This window comes from Anaeromyxobacter sp. SG64 (genome assembly GCF_022690745.1).
Classification (GTDB): Bacteria; Myxococcota; Myxococcia; order Myxococcales; family Anaeromyxobacteraceae; genus Anaeromyxobacter; species Anaeromyxobacter soli.
Genome location: NZ_JALCZB010000022.1, coordinates 25,795 through 51,579 on the forward strand (window position 1 = coordinate 25,795; position 25,785 = coordinate 51,579).

Annotated in this window: 20 protein-coding genes; 12 read left to right on the forward strand and 8 right to left on the reverse strand. The window is 74.7% G+C overall.

The window, feature by feature from the left end; all coding sequences use genetic code 11:
* Nucleotides 1–6 precede the first annotated feature (6 nt).
* Complete coding sequence (locus MNZ29_RS09205) at nt 7–2,544, reverse strand: fibrinogen-related protein (RefSeq protein WP_242335105.1); 2,538 nt, start codon at nt 2,542–2,544, stop codon at nt 7–9.
* Nucleotides 2,545–2,838: 294 nt separating this feature from the next.
* Here MNZ29_RS09205 and MNZ29_RS09210 point away from each other — a divergent pair, with 294 nt between their 5' ends.
* Nucleotides 2,839–3,225, forward strand: a complete 387-nt coding sequence (locus MNZ29_RS09210; protein WP_242335106.1) for an ACT domain-containing protein — start codon at nt 2,839–2,841, stop codon at nt 3,223–3,225.
* Nucleotides 3,226–3,447: 222 nt separating this feature from the next.
* Here MNZ29_RS09210 and prpR read toward each other — a convergent pair whose 3' ends face one another.
* Entirely contained in the window at nt 3,448–5,382 is a 1,935-nt protein-coding gene (prpR, locus tag MNZ29_RS09215) for a propionate catabolism operon regulatory protein PrpR (RefSeq protein ID WP_242354975.1), read from the reverse strand.
* A gap of 315 nt (nt 5,383–5,697) precedes the next feature.
* Here prpR and MNZ29_RS09220 point away from each other — a divergent pair, with 315 nt between their 5' ends.
* The 5 genes from MNZ29_RS09220 to MNZ29_RS09240 are packed head-to-tail and all read left to right on the forward strand — an operon-like array spanning nt 5,698 to nt 12,929.
* Entirely contained in the window at nt 5,698–8,085 is a 2,388-nt protein-coding gene (locus MNZ29_RS09220; protein ID WP_242335108.1) for a 3-hydroxyacyl-CoA dehydrogenase/enoyl-CoA hydratase family protein, read from the forward strand.
* A 22-nt stretch (nt 8,086–8,107) separates the two neighbouring features.
* Complete coding sequence (locus tag MNZ29_RS09225) at nt 8,108–9,280, forward strand: acetyl-CoA C-acyltransferase (RefSeq protein ID WP_242335109.1); 1,173 nt, start codon at nt 8,108–8,110, stop codon at nt 9,278–9,280.
* Nucleotides 9,281–9,317: 37 nt separating this feature from the next.
* Nucleotides 9,318–11,096: an acyl-CoA dehydrogenase family protein gene (locus MNZ29_RS09230; protein WP_242335110.1), complete on the forward strand. Its 1,779-nt coding sequence runs from the start codon at nt 9,318–9,320 to the stop codon at nt 11,094–11,096.
* A 53-nt stretch (nt 11,097–11,149) separates the two neighbouring features.
* Complete coding sequence (locus tag MNZ29_RS09235; protein WP_242335111.1) at nt 11,150–11,953, forward strand: electron transfer flavoprotein subunit beta/FixA family protein; 804 nt, start codon at nt 11,150–11,152, stop codon at nt 11,951–11,953.
* A 16-nt stretch (nt 11,954–11,969) separates the two neighbouring features.
* Nucleotides 11,970–12,929: an electron transfer flavoprotein subunit alpha/FixB family protein gene (locus MNZ29_RS09240; RefSeq protein ID WP_242335113.1), complete on the forward strand. Its 960-nt coding sequence runs from the start codon at nt 11,970–11,972 to the stop codon at nt 12,927–12,929.
* A gap of 30 nt (nt 12,930–12,959) precedes the next feature.
* Here the strand turns inward: MNZ29_RS09240 and MNZ29_RS09245 are convergent, their stop codons facing one another.
* Nucleotides 12,960–13,268, reverse strand: coding sequence for a hypothetical protein (locus tag MNZ29_RS09245; RefSeq protein ID WP_242335115.1), 309 nt, complete (start codon nt 13,266–13,268; stop codon nt 12,960–12,962).
* A gap of 516 nt (nt 13,269–13,784) precedes the next feature.
* On the opposite strand from MNZ29_RS09245, the gene MNZ29_RS09250 reads away from it, so the two are divergent.
* From MNZ29_RS09250 to MNZ29_RS09260, 3 genes are all read left to right on the forward strand, one after another.
* Complete coding sequence (locus MNZ29_RS09250) at nt 13,785–15,482, forward strand: methyl-accepting chemotaxis protein (RefSeq protein WP_242335117.1); 1,698 nt, start codon at nt 13,785–13,787, stop codon at nt 15,480–15,482.
* Nucleotides 15,483–15,661: 179 nt separating this feature from the next.
* Complete coding sequence (locus MNZ29_RS09255; protein ID WP_242335119.1) at nt 15,662–16,876, forward strand: trans-acting enoyl reductase family protein; 1,215 nt, start codon at nt 15,662–15,664, stop codon at nt 16,874–16,876.
* An 86-nt stretch (nt 16,877–16,962) separates the two neighbouring features.
* Nucleotides 16,963–17,430 carry a hypothetical protein gene (locus MNZ29_RS09260; RefSeq protein WP_242335120.1) on the forward strand — a complete coding sequence of 156 codons (468 nt, stop codon included), beginning with the start codon at nt 16,963–16,965 and terminating at the stop codon, nt 17,428–17,430.
* An 80-nt stretch (nt 17,431–17,510) separates the two neighbouring features.
* Here MNZ29_RS09260 and MNZ29_RS09265 read toward each other — a convergent pair whose 3' ends face one another.
* The 3 genes from MNZ29_RS09265 to MNZ29_RS09275 all read right to left on the reverse strand — a co-directional run bounded on the left by MNZ29_RS09265 (nt 17,511) and on the right by MNZ29_RS09275 (nt 19,335).
* Nucleotides 17,511–18,077, reverse strand: a complete 567-nt coding sequence (locus MNZ29_RS09265) for a hypothetical protein (protein ID WP_242335122.1) — start codon at nt 18,075–18,077, stop codon at nt 17,511–17,513.
* 331 nt (nt 18,078–18,408) lie between these two features.
* Nucleotides 18,409–19,032, reverse strand: coding sequence for a PH domain-containing protein (locus MNZ29_RS09270; RefSeq protein WP_242335124.1), 624 nt, complete (start codon nt 19,030–19,032; stop codon nt 18,409–18,411).
* 108 nt (nt 19,033–19,140) lie between these two features.
* Nucleotides 19,141–19,335, reverse strand: a complete 195-nt coding sequence (locus MNZ29_RS09275; protein WP_242335126.1) for a hypothetical protein — start codon at nt 19,333–19,335, stop codon at nt 19,141–19,143.
* Between the two features lie 368 nt (nt 19,336–19,703).
* Between MNZ29_RS09275 and MNZ29_RS09280 the strand changes: the two genes are divergently transcribed.
* Nucleotides 19,704–22,334, forward strand: a complete 2,631-nt coding sequence (locus MNZ29_RS09280; RefSeq protein WP_242354977.1) for an AsmA-like C-terminal region-containing protein — start codon at nt 19,704–19,706, stop codon at nt 22,332–22,334.
* Between the two features lie 43 nt (nt 22,335–22,377).
* Here the strand turns inward: MNZ29_RS09280 and MNZ29_RS09285 are convergent, their stop codons facing one another.
* Entirely contained in the window at nt 22,378–22,929 is a 552-nt protein-coding gene (locus MNZ29_RS09285; RefSeq protein ID WP_242335130.1) for a hypothetical protein, read from the reverse strand.
* Between the two features lie 50 nt (nt 22,930–22,979).
* Between MNZ29_RS09285 and MNZ29_RS09290 the strand changes: the two genes are divergently transcribed.
* Nucleotides 22,980–24,164 carry a dipeptidase gene (locus tag MNZ29_RS09290; protein ID WP_242335132.1) on the forward strand — a complete coding sequence of 395 codons (1,185 nt, stop codon included), beginning with the start codon at nt 22,980–22,982 and terminating at the stop codon, nt 24,162–24,164.
* 54 nt (nt 24,165–24,218) lie between these two features.
* Here the strand turns inward: MNZ29_RS09290 and MNZ29_RS09295 are convergent, their stop codons facing one another.
* Entirely contained in the window at nt 24,219–24,710 is a 492-nt protein-coding gene (locus MNZ29_RS09295; protein ID WP_242335134.1) for a hypothetical protein, read from the reverse strand.
* A gap of 129 nt (nt 24,711–24,839) precedes the next feature.
* Here MNZ29_RS09295 and MNZ29_RS09300 point away from each other — a divergent pair, with 129 nt between their 5' ends.
* On the forward strand, nt 24,840–25,784 hold the full coding sequence (locus MNZ29_RS09300) for a LysR family transcriptional regulator (protein WP_242354980.1): 945 nt from the start codon (nt 24,840–24,842) through the stop codon (nt 25,782–25,784).
* The last annotated feature ends 1 nt before the right edge of the window (nt 25,785 follow it).

The window sequence follows — 25,785 nt, forward strand, 5'->3', positions numbered from 1 at the left end:
TCGCCGTCAGCGCACCCACCACGTCCAGTGCTGCGTCGCCGGCGCCGCCGTCGTCCCCGAGAACGCCGCCCCGTCCTCCACGCGGAACGGATCGTGCGAGTAGCAGCCGTTCGGGTCGTACCAGAACCCGACGCCGCCGTTCGCGGCGACGCACGCGTCGGCCGGGCCGGCCGGGCTGCCCGGCGCGGCGAACGGCATCCCGCGATCGCGCAGGAAGCAGCTCGTGGTGGACTGCGGCCCGCACAGCGCCTCGGCGACCGCGAGCGCGTTCTGGCCGGCGATGGCGTAGTCCGCGGCCAGCCTCGCCTTGCGGAGCCGCGCGACCTGCGTGACGCCGTCCGCGGAGAAGCGCAGGTACGCGTTCCGGAGGAGGGTGAGGCGGCGCAGCTCCTCGAGCGGGAACACGTACTGGTCCGAGAGCACCTTCGGCGCGACCACCGGGCTCCCCACGCCGGACGTGAGCCAGTCCGAGTAGGACTGCGTGTAGGCGAGGCTCGCCGGATACTCCGCCCCGCGCGTGGAGCGGAGGACCAGCGTCCAGCCGCCGCCGAGCGTGCGCATGTCGCAGTAGGCGGTGAGCGCGGAGGTCCCGTTCGGCGCGATGGGGTACGTGCCGGTGGGGAACTTGAGCCCGGTGCGCTTCAGCGCGACGCAGCTCGAGGCGGAGCACTTGCCGGCCACGCACGCGCCGGCGTTGCAGTCGGCGGGGGTCGTGCAGGTCCGGCCCAGCGGACACTGCGGGCAGGTCCCGCCGCAGTCCACGTCGCTCTCGCTCCCGTTCTTCACGGCGTCCGTGCAGGCCGGCGCGCGGCACACGCCGCTCACGCAGACCCGCGAGGCGCAGTCCGACGCGGTGGCGCAGGCCCGGCTCGCGCCGCAGTCCGGGCACGTGCCGCCGCAGTCCACGTCGCTCTCGCTCCCGTTCTTCGTCCCGTCGGCGCAGGTCGCCGGCGTGCAGACGCCGCCCGTGCAGACGCTCGACGCGCAGTCGCTCCCGATCCCGCAGCCGCCGCCGTCTCCGCACGGAGCGCAATCCGGGCCGCCGCAGTCGAGGCCGGTCTCGCCCGGATCGGGCTGGCCGTTCGTGCAGGTCGGGGCGACGCACACGCCGCTCGCGCAGACTCCGGAGGCGCAGTCCGCGTCGCTCGCGCAGCCCTCGCGGTTCGCGCAGGCGGCGCAGGTACCGCCGCCGCAGTCCTTGCCGGTCTCCGCCCCGTTCTTCACGCCGTCCGTGCAGGTCGGGGGCTGGCAGACGTTCCCGGTGCACACGCCGGACGCGCAGTCAGGGCCGGCGTTGCAGGGCCCGCCGTCCGCGCACCCGGCGCAGGAGCCGCCGCAGTCCACGCCGGTCTCGAACCCGTTCCTCACCTGATCGGCGCAGGTCGGGGCCTGGCAGGCGCCGTCCGCGCAGATGCCGGAGGTGCAGTCCGTGCCGGTCGCGCACTGGTAGCCCGTCGTGCAGGCATTGCAGGTCGGTCCGCCGCAGTCCACGTCCGTCTCGGCGCCGTTCTTCACGCCGTCGCTGCAGGTCGGGGCCTGGCAGGCGTTGCCGGCGCAGACGCCGGAGGAGCAGTCCTCGGGGGTGATGCAGGCCCCGCCGTCGCCGCAAGGAGCACACGACCCGCCGCAGTCGACGTCCGTCTCGTCGCCGTCCAGCCGCCCGTTCCCGCAGAACTGCGGGTAGCAGACGCCGGCGATGCACTTCCCCGAGGCGCAGTCGGCGGGAGCCCCGCAGGAGAACCCGTCGACGCAGCCCGCGCACGCGCTGCCGCCGCAGTCCACGTCGCTCTCGTCGCCGTTCTTCACGAGGTCCGTGCAGGACGGCGCCTGGCACGCGCCGCCGGTGCACACCTGCGAGGCGCAGTCGGCCGGGACGCCGCAGGCCTGCCCCGCGCCGCACGGCGGGCAGGTGCCGCCGCAGTCGGTGCCGGTCTCGTCCCCGTTCAGCTTCCCGTCGGTGCAGCTCGGAGCCACGCAGATGCCGCCGGCGCAGGTGCCCGAGGCGCAGTCGGCACCGCTGCCGCACCCGCCGCCGTTCGGGCACGAGGCGCAGGTGGGCCCGCCGCAGTCGGTGCCGGTCTCGTCACCGTTCCTCACCAGATCGCCGCAGGTCGGCGCGGCGCACGCGCCGGACACGCACACGCCGGACGCGCAGTCCCCCGCGCCCTCGCAGCCCGCGCCGTCCGGGCAGGGCGCGCAGGCGCCGCCGCAGTCCACGTCGGACTCGGCGCCGTTGGTCACGCCGTCCGAGCAGGTCGGCGCGGCGCACGCGCCGCCCGAGCAGACGCCGGAGTCGCAGTCGCCCGGCACGGTGCAGGCGCCGCCGCTCGGGCACGGCGCGCAGGCGCCGCCGCAGTCCACGTCGGACTCGCCGCCGTCGCGCACGCCGTCCGTGCAGGAGGGTGGGCTGCACACCTCCCGCACGCAGAGGTTCGGCGCGGAGCAGGTCTCGCTGCAGGGCTTCGGGTCATTCCTCGGGCTCGAGCTGGAACAGGCCGCGACGAGCGCGGCGAGCATCAGGCCGGCGAGCGATCTCGACTGCATGCTTCCCCCAATGTCCCGGCACACGGCCGGCGAAGGCTGGATGGCTCGGAAGGTAGGCAGCGGTGCAGGCGGGCGCCTGTCGCCCGTCCGACGGACCCGCACCGGGGGTGGACCCCCGGCCCGTGTCCGGCCGGCGAGTGACTCACGGTGACTGTGGCGAGCGATCTACCGCGAACGCCCGACCCTCCATGGGGAGGGTCTCCGCGAGGGCGGCGCGCACGAAGAGTCGCACCCTCTGCGTGAGCTTGCCCCGAGCGGCGCAGCGCGCTGCGATGTCGGGTCGGGAGGAAGACGATGCCGAGAGCGAAGGAGCTGAAGATCCGCGTGCCCAGCCGGCCGGGCATGCTGGGAGAGATCGCCGCCGCGCTGGGCGAGAAGCAGGTGAACCTGCGCGCGGTGAACGCCTGGGTCGAGGGGAACGAGGGCGTCGTGCGGATGGTGGTGGACCGCGCGGCCGCTGCGAAGCGCGTGCTCGCGAAGCGCGGCTGGCCGGCCGAGGAGCAGGAGGTCCTGGAGCTCGAGCTGCCCGACAAGCCGGGCGCCCTCGGACGCGCGGCGACCGCGATCGGCAAGGCCGGCGTGGACATCACCCACGTGTTCATCGGGACGGCGCCCGCCCGGAAGACCACCGTCTTCTTCGGCGTCACCGATCTCAAGACTGCGCTGAAAGCAGTCCGATAAACGGGGGACTGCGTCCCCCGCCCCGCCGAGCGAAGCTCGTCGGGGCCCCACCCCGGCTCGCCGGGTCCCGTGCGCCGCCGCGAGCGGCGTCGCCCCCTGCCCGGGGGGGCCCCCGGGCGCGCGCGGGGGCCGGGGCCCCGCGGGGCGGGGGGGCGCGGCCCCGGGGGCCCCGCCCCGGCGGGCTCGCTACGCTCGCCTGTTCGCGAATCGTTTAGGTGATGGTCACGCCCGCCCGAGCTTCCGGTAGAGCGTCGTCCTGCCGATGCCGAGCCGGCGGGCGGCCTCGGTCTGGTTGCCGCCGCACTCGGCGAGCACGCGCTCGACGTGCGCCCGCTCCAGCGCGTCGCGCGCCGCGCGCAGATCCGCGCTGGAGGCCGCGGGGGCGGGGACGGGGTGCTCGAAGACCTCGGGCATCGCGGCGCGCAGCTCCTCCTCGGGGATCCGGGTCCGGGGGCCGCGATCGACGAACAGCGCGGCGACGCGCTCTAGCACGTTCTCGAGCTCGCGCACGTTGCCGGGCCAGCCGTAGCCCGCGAGGCGCGGCAGGACGAGCGCCAGCGCGCGGCGGTGCGCGTCGGGTTCCCCGTGCCGGAGCAGCGCGCGCTTGAGGAGGTCGGAGGCGATCTCCTGCACGTCGTCGCCGCGCTCGCGCAGCGGCGGGATGTGCAGGGGGAGGATGGCGAGGCGGTAGAAGAGGTCCTCGCGGAACTCCCCGCGCCCGACCGCGCCGCGCAGGTCCCGGTGCGTCGCCGCGATCACGCGGACGTCCACGGGCGTCGGGTCGTTCGAGCCGAGGCGCAGCACCTGCCGCTCCTGCAGGACGCGCAGGAGCCGGGTCTGGAGCGTGGTCGGCACGTCGCCGATCTCGTCGAGGAAGATCGTCCCGGTGTGCGCCGCCTCGAAGAGCCCCGGCCTCCCGCCGCGGCGGGCGCCCGTGAAGGCGCCCTCCTCGTGCCCGAACAGCTCGGCCTCGAGCAGCGTCTCCGGGAACGCCGCGCAGTTCACCGCCACGAACGGCCGGTCGCGCCGCCGGCTCGCGCGGTGGATGCCCTGCGCGACCATCTCCTTGCCGGTGCCGCTCTCGCCGGTGATGAGCACGGTCGCGTCGCTGCGCGCGTAGCGCTCGGCGAGCGCGCGCACGCGCGCGATGGCGGGCGAGGTCCCGAGGATGCCGGCGAGGTCGAAGCGGGCGACGAAGCGGGGCGGGCGGTGCTCGGAGCGCAGGCCGCGCTCGAGCCGCTGGATGGCGGCGGAGTCCTGACAGGTGAGGAGCGCGCCGCGCTGCACGCCCGCCTCGCGCAGGGGCAGCCGGCTCACCACCAGCGTGCGGCCGCCGAGCCGCTGGACGACGTCGAGCTCCGGGGTGCCGGTCTCGAGCACGCGCGCGAGCGACAGCTCCGGCGCGATCGCCGACAGGCGGCGGCCGGTGACCTCCGCGCTCGTCACCCCGAGGACCCGCTGCAGCGCCGGGTTGAGCGACTGGATCCGCTCGTCCCCGTCCACCGCGAGGACCCCCAGGTCGAGGTGGCGGAGGACGCGCTCGACCTCGAGCCGCTTGGCCTCCGCGGCCCGGGCGATGCGGGCGACCTCCGCGGCGTGGCGGATCGCCTCCGAGAGCGAGTCCTGCCCGTAGAGCAGCACCGCCGGCAGGCCCTGGCGCTCGGCGAAGTCGCACACCGGCCCGGGGCCGACGATCACCCCGAACCCCTGCGCGGCGAGGTCCGCCACGTGCGCCTTCACGTCCTCCGGCGTGACGTAGGGCCGCTGCTCGATGACGAGGTCGCTCATGAGGCCGGCGCTCTGCTCGATCCCCGCGACGACGCGCCGGAAGTTCACGACGCCGATGCGGTTCGAGAGCTTGCGGGCCTGCACGAGCGCCTGGAGCGCGTCCACCGTGGAGGCCATCACCACCACCACCGGCACGTCCGCGTGGTCCCGCAGGTACGCGCCGTTGGCGCCGGCCGCGACGAACGCGTCCACCTCCTCGCCCGCCTCGACGAGCGACCGCGCCACCTGCAGCGCCTCCTCGAAGCCCTTGTCGAAGACGCGGACCTCCGCCACGTTCGCGAGGAGCGGAGCGACGCTCTCGAAGACGTGGCGCAGGCGGCTCGTGCTGAACGCCCAGACGATGGGGCGGCGGTCCGCGTCGGCGGCCATCGGGCTCCTCCTCGGGTTCGCGACGCTCCCGGCCCAGCGCCGGCGGTGTACCGGGTTCGGAGCATACCTGTTCCGCGTGCGGTGCACCGAGGCGCCGCCCCGTCGGGGGCCTGATGGCCGCGCCCGCAAGGCGATCGTCCGCGAACCCGCAGGGTTGTACCCAGGTGCGCCCGATGGCCGCGTGCGGGTGCGCTGGATGCAATGGAGCCGATCGCGTCCGAGCCGCTCCCGCCCCGGGGGCGGCTCGGGATGAACCGAAGGTGTAGCGCGATGCGCGGACACGCACGCGAAGACCCGCCACCAGGGAGAGCGACCATGGAACGGATCGAGAAGGTGGCGGTGCTCGGGTCGGGGGTGATGGGGGCGACGATCGCCGCCCAGCTCGCGAACGCCGGGCTCCGCGTGCTCCTGCTGGACATCGTCCCGAGGGAGCCGACCGCGGAGGAGCGCGCGGCGGGGCTCGGGCTCTCGGACCGGCCGGTGCGCGACCGGCTCGCCGCGGCCGCGCGGGCCGGGCTCGAGAAGCTCTCGCCCGCGCCGCTCTACCTGCCCGCGTACGCGGCGCGCATCGAGGTGGGCAACCTCGAGGACGACCTGCCGCGCCTCCGCGACTGCGACTGGGTGATCGAGGTCGTCCTCGAGAACCTGGAGGTGAAGCGGGCCCTCCTCGCGCGCCTCGCCCCGCACCTCAGGCCCGACGTGGTGCTCTCGACGAACACGAGCGGGCTCTCGGTGAACGCGCTCGCGGAGGCGCTCCCCGAGCCGCTCCGGCCGCGCCTGCTCGTCACCCACTTCTTCAACCCCCCGCGCTACATGCGGCTCGTCGAGCTCGTCTCCTCGCGCTACACCGACCCGGCGGTCGTCGCGCGGATGGCGGAGCTCATCCGCGTGCGGCTCGGGAAGGGCATCGTCACCGCCAAGGACACGCCGAACTTCGTCGCCAACCGGATCGGCGTGTTCTCGCTGTGCAACGCCATCCACCACATGGTGGAGCTCGGCCTCACCGTGGAGGAGGTCGACGCGGTCGCCGGGCCGGCCACCGCGCGCCCGAAGAGCGCGGCCTTCCGCACCGCCGACCTCGTCGGCCTCGACACCCTCGCCCACGTCGCGCGGAACTCGTACGAGCTGTTGCCGGGGGACGAGCGCCGCGCCTCCTTCCTCCTGCCCGAGTTCGTCGAGGGGATGATCCAGCGCGGGCTGCTCGGCAATAAGACGAAGGGCGGCTTCTTCAAGAAGACGAAGGGGCAGGAGGGGAGCCAGGTCCTCTTCTTCGACCACCGCTCGGGCGAGTACGTCCCGGCGAGGAAGCCGCGGTTCCCGTCGGTGGAGGCGGCGAAGGGGATCGACGACCCGGGGAAGCGCCTCCGCGCCGTGCTCGCCGGCAACGATCCGGCCGCGACGTTCGCGTGGCGGAGCCTGCGCGACACCCTCCTCTACGCCTTCGCCCGGATCCCGGAGATCGCGGACGACGTGGTGAACGTCGACGCCGCGATGCGCTGGGGCTTCGGCTGGGAGCTCGGGCCCTTCGAGATGATGGACGCGATCGGCGTCGCCGAGCTCGTGCGGCGCGCCGAGGCGGACGGCGTGAAGGTCCCGGCCGCCCTGTACGGCGTGCCGTCCTTCTACTCGGAGGAGGGCGGGAAGCGGCGGTTCGTCGACCTCGCCCACGGCGGCGGCTGGCTGGAGGTGCCGCGGCCGGCGGACCACCTCGACCTCACCGTGCTCGCGAAGGCGGGCGCGGTCGTGGAGCGGAACGCGGGCGCGTCGGTCCTGGATCTCGGTGACGGCGTCTTCTGCCTCGAGTTCCACACCAAGATGAACGCCATCGGCAACGACGTGCTCGCCATGGTCCACGAGGCGCTGCGGCGCGCCGAGACGGAGGGCCAGGGGCTCGTCATCGCGAACCAGGGCCAGGCGTTCTCGGCCGGCGCGAACCTGATGCTCGTGGCGATGGCCATCGCGGAGGGCGCCTACGACGAGATCGCGCTCACCGTGCGGGCGTTCCAGCGGGCCATGATGGCGGTGAAGTACGCGCGGGTGCCGGTGGTGGCCGCGCCGCACGGGCTCGCGCTCGGCGGCGGCTGCGAGGTCTGCCTGCACGCCACCGCGATGAACCCCCTCGCCGAGACGTACATGGGGCTCGTGGAGATCGGCGTCGGGCTCCTGCCCGCCGGCGGCGGCACGAAGGAGCTCGCGCTCCGCGCCATCCGGCTCGCGGAGCAGTACGAGACGGACGTCTCTCCCTTCCTGTTCAAGCACTTCACCACCATCGCCACCGCGAAGGTGAGCGCCTCCGCCGACGAGCTCCGCGGCATGGGGCTCCTCCGGCCGGGCGACGGCGTCACGCTCTCGCCGGACCGGCTGGTGCACGACGCGAAGGCGCGCGTCCTCGCGCTCGCCGCGAACCACCGCCCGGGCGAGCCGGCGACGGACCTGAGGGCGCCGGGCCGGAGCGTCGCCGCGAGCCTCGCCACCCAGCTCTGGAACATGCGGATGGGCGGCTTCATCACCGAGTACGAGGAGAAGCTCGGGAAGACGATCGCCGGCGTCATCACCGGGGGCGACGTCCCCGCCGGCACCGCCGTCACCGAGCAGTGGCTGCTCGACCTCGAGCGGGAGGCCTTCCTGCGCCTCTGCGGCGAGCGGAAGACCCTCGAGCGGATCCAGCACATGCTGAAGAAGGGCAAGCCGCTCCGCAACTGAACGACGGCAAGAGGTGATCGCCATGAGTGGAGCCTACGTCCTCGCCGCAGTCCGCACCCCCGGCTGCAAGGCCAAGAAGGGAAAGCTCCGGGACGTCCGCCCGGACGACCTCGCCGCGACGGCGATCCGCGCGCTCCTCGAGCGCGCGCGGGTCGAGCCGCACGCCGTCGAGGACGTCATCATGGGCTGCGCCTTCCCGGAGGGCGAGCAAGGCATGAACCTGGGCCGCGTCGCGGCGCTGCGCGCGGGCCTGCCGGTGGAGGTCCCCGGCCAGACGGTGAACCGCTTCTGCGCCTCGGGCCTCCAGGCGATCGCGACCGCCGCCGAGCGGATCCTGGCCGGCCACGCCGACGCCATCGTCGCGGGCGGCGCGGAGAGCATGAGCCTCGTCCCGATGGGCGGCGCGAAGTTCAGCGCGAACCCCGGGCTCGCCGCGGACTGGCCGGAGTCCTACGCCGCGATGGGTGTCACCGCCGAGCTCGTCGCCTCGCGCTACCGCGTCTCGCGCGAGGACCAGGACGCGCTCGCGGCGGAGAGCCACGCGCGCGCCGCGGCCGCCCAGGCGAAGGGGCTGTTCGCGGGCGAGCTCGCCCCGGTGGACGTCGAGCGGGTGGCGCTCGTGGGCGGCAAGCTGGAGCGCCGGCAGGAGCGGGTGGACGCGGACGACGGCGTCCGCGCCGACACGACGCGAGAGGGGCTCGCGCGGCTCAAGCCCGCGTTCAAGGTGGACGGGAGCGTCACGGCCGGGAACGCCTCGCAGATGACCGACGGCGCGGCCGCGGTCCTGGTGGTGTCGGAGGCGTTCCTCGCCCGCACGAAGCTCACGCCGCTCGGCCGGTTCGTCTCGTACGCGGTGAAGGGCGTGCCGCCGGAGATCATGGGCGTCGGCCCGATCGAGGCCATCCCGGCCGCGCTCGCGCGGGCGGGCGTCCGCCAGGCGGACGTCGGGCAGGTGGAGCTCAACGAGGCCTTCGCGGTGCAGGCCCTCACCTGCGTGCGCGCGCTCGGCCTCGACCCGGCGCGCGTGAACCCGACGGGCGGCGCCATCGCCCTCGGCCACCCGCTCGGCTGCACCGGCGCCAAGCTCACCGCGACGCTGCTGCACGGGCTCGCGCGGACGGGAGAGCGCTACGGGATCGTGTCGATGTGCATCGGCGGCGGGATGGGCGCGGCGGCGGTCTTCGAGCGCGCCTAGCGACGCGCGGCTTCGTACAGGGCATCCGGAGGTGACCATGGCGGCGAGACTCTTCAAGGGCGCGGAGTACCTCATCACCGAGGCGACGAAGGACGACGTCTTCACGCCGGAGGACTTCACGGAGGAGCAGCGGCAGATCGCGCACACCGCGGACCAGTTCGTCCGCGACGACGTGACGCCCGTGCTCGACCGGCTCGAGCACCAGGAGCCGGGGCTCTCCGCCGCGCTCATGCGCAAGGCGGGCGAGGCGGGCCTGCTCATGATCGACGCGCCGGAGGCGTACGGCGGGCTCGCGCTCGACAAGGCGACGAGCATGCTCGCCGCGGAGCGCATGGGCGCGGCCGGCGCGTTCTCCGTGTCCTACGCGGCGCACAGCGGCATCGGCACGCTGCCCCTCGTGTACTACGGGACCGAGGCGCAGAAGGACCGGTACCTCTCCAAGCTCGTGACGGGCGAGTGGAGCGCGGCGTACTGCCTGACGGAGCCGGAGGCGGGGAGCGACGCGCTCGGCGGGAAGACCACCGCGACGCTCACGCCCGACGGCAAGCACTACGTCCTCGACGGCACGAAGCAGTTCATCACGAACGGCAGCTTCGCCGATCTCTTCACGGTCTTCGCGCGCATCGACAAGAAGCACTTCACCGCCTTCCTCGTCGAGCGATCGACGCCGGGCCTCACGGTCGGCCCGGAGGAGAAGAAGCTCGGCATCAAGGGCTCCTCGACGACCTCGGTCATCTTCGAGGGCGCCCAGGTGCCGGTCGAGAACGTGCTCGGCGAGATCGGCAAGGGGCACAAGATCGCCTTCAACGTGCTCAACGTCGGCCGCTTCAAGCTCGGCGCGGCGGTGACCGGCGCGGCGAAGCTGGCGTTCAGGACCGGCGCCGCGTACGCGAACGCGCGCAAGCAGTTCGGCGTGCCCATCGCCCGCTTCGGCGCCATCCAGGAGAAGCTCGCGGACCTCACCGCGGGCATCTTCGCCGCGGAGTCGCTCGTGTACCGGCTCGCCGGGCTCATCGACGATCGGCTCGCCACCATCCCGAAGGACACCGCGGGCTACTACGAGGCCTACCAGCAGGGCATCGAGGAGTACGCGATCGAGTGCGCGATCGCGAAGGTGTTCTGCAGCGAGGTGCTCGCCGACGTGGTCGACGAGGTGGTCCAGATCCACGGCGGCTACGGGTTCATCCAGGAGTACCCGGCGGAGAAGTACTACCGGGACGAGCGCATCAACCGGATCTTCGAGGGCACCAACGAGATCAACCGGCTCCTCGTGCCGGGCACCATCCTGCGCCGCGCGATGAAGGGCGAGCTGCCCCTGCAGCGGGAGGCGATGAAGGCGCTGGAGGGGCTCATGACGCCCTCCCTCGACGAGCTCGATCCCTCGCTGCCCTTCGCGGCCGAGCGGGCCGTGCTCGGCGGCCTCAAGAAGACCTTCCTCGTGGTGTCAGGCGCCGCCGTCCAGCGGTACGCGGAGGGGCTCAAGGACGAGCAGGAGGTGCTGCTCGCGCTCGCGGACGTGGCCATCCAGATCTTCGCGATCGAGAGCGCGCTCCTCAGGGCGGAGAAGATCTCGCCGCGCCTGACGGAGTCGCTGCGCGCGGACGCGGCGGCCGCCGTGAAGGTGCACACCTTCGCGGCCGTCGAGAAGATCGCCGCCGCCGCCCGCCGGGCCGCGTTCTACGTCGCCGAGGGAGACACGCTCACGGTCCTCCTCGGCGGCATCCGCCGGTACACGAAGTACGACGCCACCGGCCTGCTCCCCGCGAAGCGGCGGCTCGCCGCCGCCGCGCTCGAGTCCGAGCGCTACCCGCTCTGAACGACGGTTCGCGATTCGGATCACGCCGTCCACCGCAGAGGAGAACTGCCGAGATGCCCCTCAAGCTGCTCGTCACCGTGAAGCGCGTCGAGGACCCGGAGTCGAGGATCAGGGCGAGGCCGGACGGGACCGGCATCGTCACCGACGGCGTGAACTACAAGATGAACCCCTTCGACGAGATCGCCGTCGAGGAGGCCCTGCGGCTCAAGGAGAAGCACGGCGGCGAGGTGGTCGTGGCGAGCATCGGCGGGGCGGCGGCGATGGTCGAGCTCCGCGCCGCGCTCGCGATGGGCGCCGATCGCGGCCTCCTCGTCCGTCACGACGGCGCGCTCGACCCGGGGGTGGGCTCGGCGCTGCTCCAGGCGCTCGTCGCGCAGGAGCGGCCCGACCTCGTCCTGCTCGGCAAGCAGGCCATCGACGACGATCAGAACCAGACCGGCCAGATGCTCGCCGCGCGCCTCGGCTGGCCGCAGGCGACGTTCGCCTCCAAGAAGGAGAGCCTCGAGAGCGAGGCCGAGCAGAAGAAGCAGCCCGGCGTGGTCCTCGCGGCGGACGGCGGGCGCGCCCTCGTCGTGCGGGAGGTGGACGGCGGCGTCGAGACGCTCGACGTCGCGCTGCCGGCGGTCGTGACGGTGGACCTCCGGCTCAACAAGCCGCGCTTCGCGTCGCTGCCCGGGATCATGAAGGCGAAGAAGAAGGAGGTGCGCGAGATCCCCGCGGCCTCGCTCGGCGTGGAGCTCGCGCCGGCGGTGGTGGTGCGGCGGCTCTTCGACCCGCCGCGGCGGCAGGCCGGCGTGAAGGTCGCCGACGTCGCCGAGCTGTGGACCCGCCTTCACGCCGAGGCGAAGGTCCTCTAGGGCCTTCGAGCGCGCCATGTCGAACGTCCTCGTCGTCGCCGAGCAGTCCCGCGGCACCCTCAGGAAGGCCACCCTGTCCGCGCTCACCGCCGCGCGAGAGGTGGCGCGCCGCACCGGCGGAACGGTGAGCGCGCTCGTCCTCGGCAGCGGCGCCGCCGCGGCCGCGGAGGAGCTCGCCGCGCACGGCGTCGCGGTCCGCCTCGCCGACGCGCCCGTGCTGGCGCACCCGCTCGCGGAGGCGCACGCGCCGGTGGTCGCGGACGCGGCGCGGGTGGCCGGCGCGAGCTGGATCGTCACGGCCGCGACCGCGTACGGAAAGGATCTCCTGCCCCGGGCTGCGGTCGCGCTCGGCGCGGCGGTCGCGACCGAGGTCCTCGCCGTCGCGGGCGAGGGGGCGGAGATCCTGCTCCGCCGGCCGATGTGGGCCGGGAACGTCATCGCGGAGGTGGAGCTCCGCGGGACGGTGAAGGCGTTCAGCGTGCGCCCGACGGAGTTCGCGCCGGCGGCGCGGGCGCCGGGCGGTTCGGTCACGCCGCTGCCGGTCTCGGTGGACGCGGCCTCGCTCCGGACGCGCTTCGTGGAGCTGCAGGAGGTGAAGAGCGAGCGGCCCGAGCTCACCGACGCGCGCGTGGTCGTCGCGGGCGGCCGGGGCACCCGGGGCGACTTCGGCCCGCTCTCCGGGCTCGCCGACGACCTCGGCGCGGCGGTGGGCGCCTCCCGCGCGGCGGTCGACGCCGGCTGGGTGCCGAACGACTGGCAGGTGGGGCAGACCGGCAAGGTGGTCGCGCCGGAGCTCTACGTCGCCGCGGGGATCTCGGGCGCGATCCAGCACGTCGCGGGCATGAAGGGGGCGAAGGTGATCGTGGCGATCAACAAGGACGCGGACGCGCCCATCTTCCAGATCGCCGACTACGGCCTCGTCGCGGACCTGTTCCAGGCGGTGCCAGCCCTGCGCGAGCGCCTCAAGGCCGGGTAGGGCGACCGCCGCGCCCCCGGACGGGACGGCTCACTCGCTCGGGAGCAGGTCGAGCTGCGAGGGGGGAACGCCGCGGGCGACGCCGTGCCCGGCGAGGATCGCCATCCGCCGCCGCTCGAAGCGCCGCTGCCGCTCGGCGCGCACGCGCTCCAGCATCGAGCGGGCGCTCTCGACGTCGGCGTACACGTCCGGGACCTCGCGGCCCAGGAGCCGGTCCCGCCGCCGGAGGTACGCCTCCTCCGCCGCGAGGTGATCGACCTCGAGATCCTCGATCTCGACGGCGAGCCGCTCCTCCGCGTCCATCGCGCGGAGCGCGTCGCGCTGCTCCGCGGTCATCATCCGGATCCTCTCCAGCACACCCATGACGCTCTCCGGTCACGCCCCACCACCGCGCTCCTGCCACTCGGGATCAAGCTAGGGGGGCCTCCCGGGCGCGCAAGGGCGCTCGTGTGGGGAAGTCAAAGAAATGACGCCGGGAGCCCCGAAGGAGTTCGCGGGCCGGCCGCTGTCAGGGAGGGCGGATAGCCTCGGGACATCAGCGGTCGCCCTCGGGCGCCGCGAGCGACATTCACTGACGGTCGATGCCATCGCATGCGGCCGGGTGGGCGTGCGCGCGCCGCGGTCGCGCGCCTGGCGCGTCGCCTGAGGCGACGTGCCCCGGGCGGATTGGACCCGGGGCCGGCCGCACTCCCGGTCGCTGCGCGTCGACGCAGACGCTGCGCGCGTCGGCCGACGCGCCGAACCCATTGGAAAGACGGGCTCGATTCCACGGTCAACGCGCGCCCGGCCTCGGAGCCGCTCATCGGTACGGGTCTTCCAAGCGCGCAGGTCCTGCACCCCACGACCGGAGCGCCCATGAAACGCCTGCTGGGAAGCCTCACCATCGTCACGAAGCTCCGCATCGTCGTGGGCGCGAGCGCCGTGGCGCTCGCCGCGCTCGTCTGGCAGGCCGTGCGCGTCGTCGAGTCGCGCATGCTGGAGGAGCGCGAGGCGAAGGTCCGGGCCGCCGTCGAGACGGTGCACGGGGTGCTCCGCGAGCAGGCCCGCCTCGCGGAGGAGGGACGCATCCCCGTGGCCGAAGCGCAGGCGGCCGCGATCCGGACGATCCGCGCGCTGCGCTACGAGGGGAACGAGTACTTCTGGGTGAACGACCTCGCCCCGCGCATGATCGTCCATCCGATGAGGCCGGAGCTCGACGGAAAGGACCTCGCGAGCGAGGTCGATCCCAGCGGCAAGCGGCTCTTCGTCGAGTTCGTGGACACCGCGAGGCGCCACGGCGCCGGAATGGTCGCCTACCTGTGGCCCAAGCCGGGCTCGCGCGACCCCGTCCGCAAGGTCTCGTACGTGAAGCTTTTCGAGCCGTGGGGCTGGATCGTCGGCTCGGGCGTCTACGTCGACGATCTCGAGGCGGCGGCGGCGCTCGAGGCACGGCGGATCGCCGGCGCGGCGCTCGCGATCGTCCTCGTCCTCTTCCTCGGTGCGGCGATCGTGGTGCGCAGCATCACCGGGCCGCTCGCCGGGGCCATCCGGGTGGTGGAGCGGGTCGCCCGCGGCGACCTGCGCGAGGCGGTGGCGGTCACCCGTCGCGACGAGCTCGGCAGGCTCCAGGCGGCGATGGCCGGGATGGCGGACAAGCTCGCGGTGGTCATCGCCGAGGTGCGCGCGGGCTCGGAGGCGCTCGGGGGCGCCTCGCAGCAGGTCTCCGAGACGTCGCAGCTCCTGTCGCAGGGCACGGGCGAGCAGGCCGCGAGCGTGGAGGAGACGACCGCCTCCCTCGAGGAGATGAACGCGTCGATCGCCCGGAACGCGGAGGGCGCGCGGGAGACCGCCGCCGCGGCCACCGCGGGCGCGGCGCGGGCGGAGGAGGGCGGGCGCGCGGTCGCCGAGACGGTGCAGGCGATGAAGGCGATCACCGAGCGGATCTCCGTCGTCGAGGAGATCGCCTACCAGACGAACCTGCTCGCGCTGAACGCGGCCATCGAGGCAGCCCGCGCGGGCGAGCACGGCCGGGGGTTCGCGGTGGTCGCCGCGGAGGTGCGCAAGCTCGCCGAGCGCGCGCAGAAGGCGGCGAAGGAGATCGGCTCGCTCGCGGGCTCGAGCGTGGCGGTGGCGGAGCGCTCGGCCTCGCTCATCCGCGAGCTCGTGCCGGGCATCCGGAGCACCGCGGAGCTGGTGCAGGAGGTGGCCGCGGCCTCCCAGCAGCAGGCGGCGGGGGTCGAGCAGGTCTCGAGAGCGATGGCGATCGTGGATCAGACGACCCAGCGAAACTCGGCCGCCGCGGAGGAGCTCTCCTCCACCGCCGAGGAGATGGCCGCGCAGGCGGCGTCCCTCCAGCAGCTCGTCGGCTTCTTCCGGGTGCGGGAGGGGCTCGAGCGCGCCGCGACGCCGAAGGCGAAGCCCGCGCCGAAGGTCCTGGCGCAGCCGGCGCCGCCGCCTCCGCCCGCCGCGAGCCGTCCGGCGCTCGAGGACGGCGCCGGCTGGGTCGCGTGGCGCTCCGGCGCCGCGACCGACGCAGAGCCGCGGTCCCTCCCCAGGGCGAGGACGGGCTCGTAGCGCTCGCCGGGGCGGAGCGCGCCCGTGTCGAGACGGCGGCGCGCCGGCGAGGGTGCCCGAGCGCGCGCTCACGGGCGGGCGCGCGGGCGCGCCCTCGCCGGGGTGAACCCGCCCAGGCGAGTGCACGCGGCCGGCGGGGGTGAGAGGAGTGCCTCGAGGACGCGGGCGGGGGCTTCGAGGTGGCCGGCAGGCCGTACGACGTGACGCTGTTCGGCGCGACCGGCTTCACCGGCCGGCTGGCGGCGCGCTACCTGTCGGAGCACGCGCCGCCCGGGCTACGCTGGGCGGTCGCCGGCCGCAGCGGCGCACGGCTCGAGCTCGTGAAGGCGGAGGCGCACGCGAGCGGGCTCGTCGTCGCGGACAGCGCGGATCCCGGGTCGATCGACGCGATGGCCGCCGGCACCCGCGTGCTCGCCACGACCGTCGGTCCCTTCGCGCACCACGGCGGGCCGGTGGTGGACGCGTGCGTCCGGCACCGCGTCGACTACGTGGACATCACGGGCGAGACCGCGTGGGTGCGCGGCCTGGTCGATCGCCACCACGAGGCCGCCGCGCTCGCGGGCACGCGCATCGTGCCGTTCTGCGGGTTCGACTCGGTCCCCTCCGATCTCGGCGCGCTCCTCGTCGCGTCGTTCATCCGGGATCGCTGGGGGCAGGACACGAGGCGCGTGAGCGCGAGCTTCGCGCTCCGGGGCGGCTACGGCGGCGGGACGCTCGCCACGGTGCTCCACTCGGCCGAGACGGGCGAGCTCGTCGTCGGCCGCGACGTGCTGCTCCTCAACCCGGCGGAGCACCGGACCGGCGCCGAGCGGGCGCGCAGCGCCGACCTCTTCGCCGTCCGGCGCGACCCGGTCCGGCAGGTCTGGCTCGCGCCGTTTCCGATGGCGCGGGTGAACACCCGCGTCGTGCGGCGCTCCAACGCGCTCCTCGAGGCGGTCGGGCGCGGCTACGGCCCGGAGTTCGCCTACGAGGAGGCCGCCGAGTACCGCTCTCGCCTCGGCGCAGAGGCGGCGCGGCTCGGGCTCCGCCTCTTCGAGCGCGCGCTCGCGGCGGAGCGGGTGCGGGCGCTCCTGCGCCGCTTCGGACCGGCGCCCGGAGAGGGCCCCTCGCCGGCGGCACGCGAGCTCGGGGCCATGCGGCTGCGGCTCGTCGGTGAGGCGGCCTCCGGGCGGAAGGTGCTCGCGACGCTGCGCGCCCGCGGGGATCCCGGCAGCCGGGTGACCGTCATGACGCTCTGCGAGGCGGCGCTCGCCCTCGCCACCCAGCGCGAAGCGCTCCCGCGCGCGCCGGCGGGCGGCGTGCTCACGCCCGCGACCGCGGTCGGGCTCCTGCTGCTCGATCGGCTGGAGGCGGCGGGGCTCCAGGTCGAGGTGGGGCCCGTGGTGCGCACGTGAGCCGTGAGGTCGAGCGAGCGGGGCGGCGGCCCGCAGGCACGGACGGGCCGTTGAAGGCGTACCGGTGGGTCCCTAGGGGTGAAGGGATGCCCCTCGCGTGGATGCCCCTCGTCGCCGTGCTCGCCAGCAGCGCCTCGAGCGCTGGCGGCGTCGTGCTCCGCCCGCTCGAGCGACAGCTCGTCGCCCCCTCCGCAGCGCTCCGGCTCGCCGCCTCCGGCGCCGCGACCCGCCCGGCCGCGGGGGACGCCGCCGCGCCGCCCGCGTGCGTCGGCGACGTGTGCCAGCCGCGCGTGTCCGTGCCGGGCTACGAGCCGCGGGTGTCGTCCCGCGGGAAGCGGACGGAGCTCGCGGCGCACCTCCTCTCCCGCGCGCACATCGAGCCGCTCGCGAGCGTGGCGAGCTTCCTCGTGGTCACCGGCCTCCGCCTCGACTTCACCCCGGGGGCGCTCGAGAGCGGGCTCTCGCGCGGTCCGGAGGGCTGGGGGCATGCGCAGCTCATGCTCCGCTGGCGCATCGACGCGCTCGGCAAGCCCGTCTGGGTGATCGTGAGGTAGCTGGCGCGAGACCGCGCCCTCGGGTGCGTTCGCCAGCCGTCGCGGGTCCAGGCGCCGGCGGGGTCCGTCGGGACGTCGCCTCAGCCCCAGGAGCTCACGAAGATCGCGCGGTCGGTGCCGGGCTCCCATACGAGATCCACCCGCGCCGCGCGCCCCGCCCAGGCGTAGAGCCCCTCGATCCCTCCGCACGACCGCAGGAGGTGCGCGCGGTCGCGCGAGACGGGCGGGAGGTCTTCGAGCACGACGTGGACGAGCCCCGGCCCGCGCCGCAGGTAGGTCGCGTGCCCCGCGTTGCGCGTCGCGACGTTCCAGCCCTTCGCCGCGATCCAGGCGAGCACCTCGGGCCGGCGGCCCAGCATCGCGAGCGTCGCCGTCACGAGCGGCCGGAGCACCGGCGTCTCGGTGGCGACGCGCCCGAGCGCGCGGCCGAGCTCGCGCACGCCGTCGTCGCCCCGGCGCCGCTGCACGGCCTGCACGATCTCGACCTCGAACGCGATGGGCAGCCAGCCCGCCGCGGGCGCCTCCTCCACGCGGCGGACGGTCTCGGTCCGCACGTCGCCGCGGATCGACGCCGCGTCCCCGTCGCCGAAGGTGCGGAGCTGCTCGAGGTAGAGCTTCAGCAACGCCGCCCGGATCTCGGGTTCCATTCGTCTCCGGTCGACCGACCCGCCGCGCGAGGAGAGCAGCATTCGGCGGGTGAGGGGAATCCCGGGACGGCGGGACTTGCGGGCGGGGTCGAATCGGGCGTTCGCCTGTCCGTTGGTGGACAAACGAAGGAGACCGGCGCACACGCGCGCGGCCCGAGCGGACGCGGGCGTCCGCGGAGTGCCTCGTCCGAGCCGACCCCCGGAAGGCAGCGCGGCGGAGGGCTACGTGTCGGTCCCGGCGGAGGCGAGCGCTGTGAGCGCTCGCGCCGCGCGCGGCGAAGGATCCTGCTCGAGCGCCTCGCGACGGGCTCGACCCGAGCGAGCAACGCTGTCAGGCCCGCTGGTCCGCCTCGGCGGTCCGGGCCCCCTCGGCCGCCGTGGCCGCGAGCTCCTCGAGCACCTCCCGCGCCACGGGGTCGGCGCGCAGCGCGCCCTCGGGGAGCCTGCGGAGCGCGATCTCGGCGAACTCCCCGGCGCCGCGCAGCGTCTCGGAGAGCCACAGGTGCGAGCCGTCGGAGAGCGTCAGGTAGAACCACCGCTGGAGCGGGTTGTAGGCGACGCTCGAGACGGAGGTCCAGCTCACGTTGCGGCGCGTGAGCACCCCGACGCGCTCGATGAACGTGTCGTGCACGACGATGCGCTGGCGGAACGCCGAGGCGAACTGGTGCGCGGTGACGGCGAGCATCGCGAGCGTGGCGGCGGCGCCGAGGAGGAGCCCGGGGACGCCCGTCTGCCCCCCGACCCAGACCCGCGTCACCAGCCCCGCGAGCACGATCGTGGGGAGGAGCGCGCCGATCCCGAGCATCACCCCGTTCCGGCGCAGCGGACGCAGCACGAGGGCGCCGCCCGCCGTCGAAGCGCGCTCGCGCGGCGCCGCCGAGCTCCGCCGGAACAGCGCGCGGCCGCCCAGCATCACGAGGAACAAGGCGACCAGTGCGATGGCGGTCTCGAGCATGTGCGCGAGTCTGCCTCATCGACGGCGGCCGGAGAAGCGGGTGCCCTCGCTTTCGACCGACCGCCGCGCCAGGTGCGGCGCGACCGCCGGGTGGAGCTCGGCGCGGCTTCAGCCTCCGCGGCGAACCGTCTTCCACGGCGCCGCGTTGCCGTTCTCGTCGACCCGGACTCGGATGTGGTCCGGCCCGCGCCACACGCTGCCCGCGATGACGCGCCCCGGGATCCAGGGGTAGCGCGCGCGCGTGTCGTCCGAGACGAACACGACCGGCGAGACGGGCGGAGAGTCGGGCGTCGCGGCGGGCACTCCCTCCTCGGTCAGCTGGATACGCTCCGGGCGGCGGCCCCCCGGCCCGCGGACGGGGCGCTGGCGACGGCGCTTGTTACCTCGCCCGCCGGCGCGGTTCTCGTGATGCTGCGGTCTCTCCAACATGGGCTCCTGGCCTTGGGGGCAGCGCCGGCGACGCTCCTCGCGTCTGCTCGGCGGCGATACGGCTCGCGATGTGGTGGATGCGCCGCGTCCCGGGATCTGACGTCCGGTCGGCGCTCTGGGTCGTATGTATCCCGGACGACGGAGGATTTCAACGATGTCGCGCCCTGCGTCCCCCGCGCGAGCCCCGCGCGCACCGCACCGGAGTCGCTGACAGAGGTCCGCTCCTGCCGTAGCCTCCGCGCATGTCCGAGCCCCGCACGCGCAGGCGCTGGCCGAAGATCCTCGGTGCCGTCCTCCTCGTCCTCGTCGTCGCCGTGGTCGGGCTGCTGTTCGCCCTCGACCGGATCCTGCTCTCGCAGGCGCGCAAGCAGGCAGCGGCCCTCTCCCAGCAGCTCGGCCGGCCCGTCGAGATCGGCGGCGTCGCGACGCGGCTCTGGGGCGGGCTCGGCGTGCGCGTCACCGACGTCGCGGTGGGGGCAGGAGAGGGGGAGCCCCTGCCCCTCGCCGAGGTCCGGCGGGTGGAGGTGAAGGCGGACCTCCTCCGCGCGATCCTGACGGGCGGCAAGGAGGTCCACGTCCGCGAGGCCGTCGTGGAGGGCCTGCACGTCAACGTCGTGAAGCTGCCGGACGGCACGACCAACGCGCAGCGCGTCGCGGACCGGCTGGCGAAGGGCGCCAAGCCGGCCGAGCCGGAGGCCCCCGCCCCCTCGAAGGAGCCGACCCTCCGCCTGCTGCGCGTCGACCGCGCGGCCGTCGAGAACGCGCGCATCGCCTTCCTCGACCGGACCGTGCCGAACGCGAAGGAGCTCGCCGTCGACGACCTCGACGTCGAGGTGAAGGACCTCGAGACCGGCAAGCCGCTCGAGCTCGTCGTGCGCGCCGCGGTGCTCGCCGCGAAGCAGAACCTGGAGCTGCGCGTGAAGGCGGCCCCGCTGCCCGCGTCGCTCGAGCCCGTGCCGGAGGAGATCGTGCTGAAGGTGGAGCCGATCGTCCTCGACCCCCTCGCGCCTTTCCTGCCCCCCTCGGCGGGCTTCCGGGGCGGACGCTTCCAGGCCGATCTCTCCGCGAAGCTCGGCGCGGCCGTCCCCGGTGGCGCGGGGCCGCTCCGGGTGAAGGGCGGGTTCCGCGCGACGCAGCTCGCCTTCGCGGGGCAGGAGGGTGGGAAGGCCCTCGACGTCGGCCTCGACGCGGACCTCGAGGCGGACGCGCAGGCGGGCGACCTCCGCATCGGGAAGCTCGTCTTCACGGCGGGCCCCGCCTCCCTCGTGGGCAAGGGCCGCGCGACCGGACTCAAGGGAGACGCGCCGAAGTTCGAGGGCCTCGAGATCGTCGGGCACGGCCTCGATCCCGAGGCGCTCGCGGCCTACTACCCCCCGCTGCGCAAGCAGATGGGCGGCGTGGTGATCGCGGGCCCGGTGGGGCTCGTCGTGCGGGGCTCGGGCGGGGAGACCGCGCAGACGGCGGAGATGCGCGTCGACCTCACGCCGGTGCGGCTCGTCGTGCCCGCGCAGCTCGCGAAGGCGGCGGGCGCGCCGATGACGCTCGTGGTGCGGGCGGACGCCGCGCAGTCGGGCGGGCGCGTCCGCTTCGACGCGGCGCTCGATCTCGCCGGGGCGGATCTCCGCCCGGGCGGCACGCTCGCGAAGAAGCCGGGCGACCCGCTCTCGGCCCGCGCGGCCGGCGCGTATCGCCAGGCGGGCGAAGGCCAGGAGGTGCGGCTCGACACCCTCCAGCTCACGCTCCTGCGCTCGCGGCTCGACGGGAAGGCGAAGGTGGACCTCGCGGGCAAGGGCCCGAAGGCCACGACGCGCTTCGAGGCGGAGCTCCGCGGCGATCGCCTCGACCTCGACGAGCTGCTCCTCCCCACGCCGCCGTCCGAGAAGGGCAAGAAGCCGCCCGAGACGAAGCCCCTCGACCCCGCCGCGTTCGCGGGGCTCTCCGGCGTCGCGGACCTGCGCCTCGGCCAGCTGCGCATGAGCAAGGTCGAGGCCCGGAACGTCACGCTGCGGGTGCGGGTCCAGGGCGACGAGGTGACCCTCGAGCAGGCGCGGCTCGAGGCGTTCGGTGGCACCGTCTCGGCCGCCGGGACGCACCTCGCGGTGGCGCGCCCCGACGCGCCGTTCGAGGTCGCCCTCGATCTGAAGGGCGTCGCGGGGGAGGAGGTCCTGAAGCTCCTCGGCGACCACAAGGTGCTCGGCGGGACGCTCGACGCGGGCCTGAAGCTGGGCGGGAAGGGCTGGAAGCTCGGGCTCCTGTCGGAGTCGGTCACGGGGGGCGTGGACGGCGTCCTGAAGGGCGGCGCGTTCTACGGGAAGGACCTCGTCGCGTCCATCGCGGCGCCGCTCGCGTCGAAGCTCCCGTTCGCCGCCTCGAAGCTGCCGGAGCGGGGCGCGACCTCTCTCGGCAAGGAGCTGCCGTTCGGGCTCAAGATCGCGAACAGCCTCGCCTCGCTCTCGAAGCCGCTCCGCGCGGAGACCGGCGAGGGCGCGCTCTCGCTCGAGGGCGGCGTGAAGCTCGACGGGACGCTGGAGATGCCGGCGACGTTCTCGCTTTCGCCGGAGCTGATCTCGAAGCTGACGGGCGGGCGCGCGAAGCCGACGGCGCCGATCCCCGTGGCGTTCCGGCTGGCGGGTCCGGCCTGGAAGCCGCGGCTCGACGGGCTCTCGCTCGACGGGGCGGTGAAGGCCATCGTCCAGCAGGCCGCGGCGGGCGCCCTCGGGCGCGCGGTCGGCGCGGAGGGCGCGAACGTCGGGGACGTCGCCGCGAAGAAGAAGGCCGAGGCGGAGGGGAAGGCGCGCGACGAGGCGGAGCGCCAGAAGAAGCGGCTCGAGGACGAGGCGAAGAAGAAGCTGAAGGGCCTCTTCGGGCGCTGAGGGCGCCTGCGCGGGAGAAGCGGCGCCGGCCTGCGAGAGATCGTCAGGACGGGCGGCCGGCCGGCGCCTCGCCGGCGGGCCGCAGCCCGATGGCCGCCACGATCGCGGCGTGCTGCTCGGGCGAGAGGTAGACCTCGAGGGCGCCGTCGGTGAGCTCGAAGCGGGCGGGCTTGCGGAACCCGCTGCGCGGGGGCTCCGGGGCCGTGGTCCGGACCACCGCGCTCGCCGGCACCCGGATCGCGATCCGGCCGGCGCTCCGCGCCGCGGCGAGGCCGCGCGCGTCGAGCGGCTCGGGGTCGAGCGCACGGCGGCGCGCGGGCAGGGTGAGCCAGTACACCGCCTGCGCGGCGACCGCGCCCCACAGCACCGCCGCGCTCCGCCAGGTGAAGACGTTCACGAGGACCGCGGCGATGGACCCGAGGAGCAGCGCGGTGGTCACCCGCTGCAGGAGCTCGGCCCGGGGCGCGGGTCGCACGACGACGAGCTCGTCCCGGCCGGCGTAGAGCTGTCCCCGCGCCGCGCCGCCGCTGACGGGCTTGCCGGCCGGGTTCACGAGCGTCGCGAGCACCACCCCGATCGCCTTGGGATCTTCCATGGCGGCGACTCTACCGTACTCCGCCGCCTCGAACGCTGCCCTGGCGTACGATGCCGTCCGTGCTCCGCCGCGCCGCCTGGATCGCCGCCGTCCTCCTGCTCGCCGCCGCGGGGAGCTTCTTCTTCGCGCTCGCGCCGGCGGTCGCGGCGCGGATGAACCGGGTGGACGCCCGCCGGCCGCTGCCAGCCGTCTCCGCTCGAGCCCGCGGCCTGCACGCGACGCTCCGGATCGTCGACCTGCACGACGACCTCCTGCTCTGGGACCGCGACCCGCTGAAGCGCTCGACGCACGGTCACAGCGACGTGCCGCGGCTCGCCGAGGGCAACGTCGCGGTGCAGCTCTTCTCCACGGTCACGGAGGTGCCGCGGGGCTTCAACTACGCCACGACGCCCGGGGCGGGCGACCTCGTCACCGCCCTCGCCGTCGCCTCGCGCTGGCCGCCGTCGACCTGGGGGAGCCGCCTCGCGCGGGCGCTCCACCAGGGCGAGAAGCTCCGGCGCGCCGCGGCGGCCTCGGGCGGCGGGCTCGTCGTCGCGACCTCGCGGGCGGAGCTCGCCGCGGCGCTCGAGGCGCGCGCGGCCGAGCGGCAGGGCCGGCGCGCGGTGGTGGCGGTGCTCGCCACCGAGGGGCTCCAGGCGCTCGATGGGAGGCTCGAGGCGCTGGACGCGCTCTTCCAGGCCGGCTTTCGCTCGGCGGGGCTCGCCCACTTCGCGGACAACGCCGCGGCCGGCTCGGCGCACGGGGCCGCGAAAGGCGGGCTCAGCGCGCTGGGGCGCGCGGCGCTGCGGCGGATGGAGGAGCGCCGCATGATCGCGGACCTCGCGCACGCCTCCCCGCGGGCCTTCGACGACGCGCTCTCCCTGGCGCGCCGGCCGGTGATCGTGTCGCACACGGGCGTGAGCGCCACCTGCCCGGGGCCGCGCAACCTCACCGACGACCAGCTGAGGCGCCTCGGGCGGAACGGCGCGCTCGTGGGCATCGGCTACTGGGAAGGCGCGGTGTGCGACCGCACCCCGCAGGCCGTCGCCCGGGCGATCCACCACGCGATCGCCGTCGCGGGCGTGTCGCACGTGGCGCTCGGGTCGGACTTCGACGGGGCGACCACGGCGCCGTTCGACGCCGCGCGGCTCGAGGTGCTCACGCAGGCGCTGCTCGACGAGGGGCTACAGGACGCGGCCATCCGCGCCGTCATGGGCGAGAACGCGATCCGCTTCCTGCTCGAAAACCTGCCCTGACGCCCGCCGTCCGCTGCCGCGCGGGCGGCGATCGCGGCGGGCGCCAGGAGCCGGCTAGACCGGGTAGACGAGCTCCTCGACGGAGCGCGAGGTCCGCACCGCGTCCGCACCCAGGAAGAGCGGCGTGAGATCCACGCACGGTTCCGGGGCGCGAGGCGCGAGCGACTCGAAGGTGCGCGCGAGCGTGCTGCCGCCCTGCGCGAGCACGGTGCCGACCAGGCTGAGCCCCCAGGCGCGTTCGTCGGGGGGGAGCCTGGACAGCGCCTTCCGCCAGATCGCGTCCTCGAGTGCCGAGAACGCGGCCTGCACCTCGGTGACGTCGAAGCCGCCCGCGAACCGCTCGTGCGCCATACGCGTGACGTGCGCGCGCAGGGCGTTGAGGTCGCGCGTGAGCACCGCGTCGACCAGGTGGCGGTGGAGCAGCTCGAGCCGTCCGCGCGTCGCCTGCGCGCCGTCGCGGCGGTAGTGCTCGAGCTCTGCGACGGCGTGGGTGGCCTCGTCCAGGATGGCCGCCTCCTCGCCCAGCAGAAGGTCTTCGATCGTCATCTTTCGTCGTCTCCCGTGTGGCTCCGGAGGTCCGTCCCGTGAACCCGCGCGCAACCTAGCCGACTGGGCATGTATGAGGGAAATGCATTCTTGCTATGCTGGCCATAACCCAGGGACATGGAGGTGGACGTGGACGTACAGGCGCTGCGGTACTTCGTCGAGGTGGCGCGCCAGGGCGGCTTCACGCGGGCGAGCCAGTCGCTGCACGTGACCCAGCCCGCGATCAGCAAGATGGTGAAAGCGCTCGAGGAGGAGCTCGGCACGCCGCTGCTCGTCCGCGAGCGCCGGCGCGTGACGCTCACCGACGCGGGCCAGATCGTGCTGGAGCGGGCGGAGGGCGTGCTCGACTCGCTGCGGGTCATCGAGGAGGAGGTCTCCGAGCTCTCGGCGCTGCGGCGCGGACGGCTGCGCATCGGCATGCCCCCCATCACCGGGGTCACCTTCTTCGCGCCGCTGCTCGCGGAGTACCACCAGGCATACCCCGGCATCGTGCTCGAGCTGCGCGAGGAGGGCTCGCACCACCTCGAGGCGCTCGTGATGAACCGCGAGCTCGACGTCGGCGCGGTGGTGCTCCCCACGGACGAGGAGGCCTTCGGCATCATGCCGTTCGTGAAGGACGAGCTCCGGGCCGTCCTCCATCCGAGCCACCCGCTGGCGCGTCGCCGCTCGGTCGAGCTCCGCGAGCTGGCGGGCACGCCGTTCGTGCTCTACCGGCCGGAGTTCGCGCTCCACGGGCACATCCTCGAGGCGTGCCGCCGGGCCGGGTTCAAGCCGGCCGTCGTGAGCGAGAGCTCGCACTGGGACTTCATCGTCGCGACCGTGGCCGCGAACATCGGCGCCGCGCTGCTCCCGAACACCATCTGCCACCAGCTCGACCCCCGCCAGGTCCTCTCGGTGCGGCTCTCGGAGCCGAGGATCCCCTGGGACGTGGCGCTCATCTGGCGCAAGGACCGGCACCTGCCGCCGGCCACGCGCGCCTGGCTCGAGCTCGCGCGGCGCCGCTGGGGCAACGGGGTCGTGGCGAGCCGCGCGCGGCCCTCCGCGCCGCCGGACCCGAAGCCGCAGGGGCGCTGAC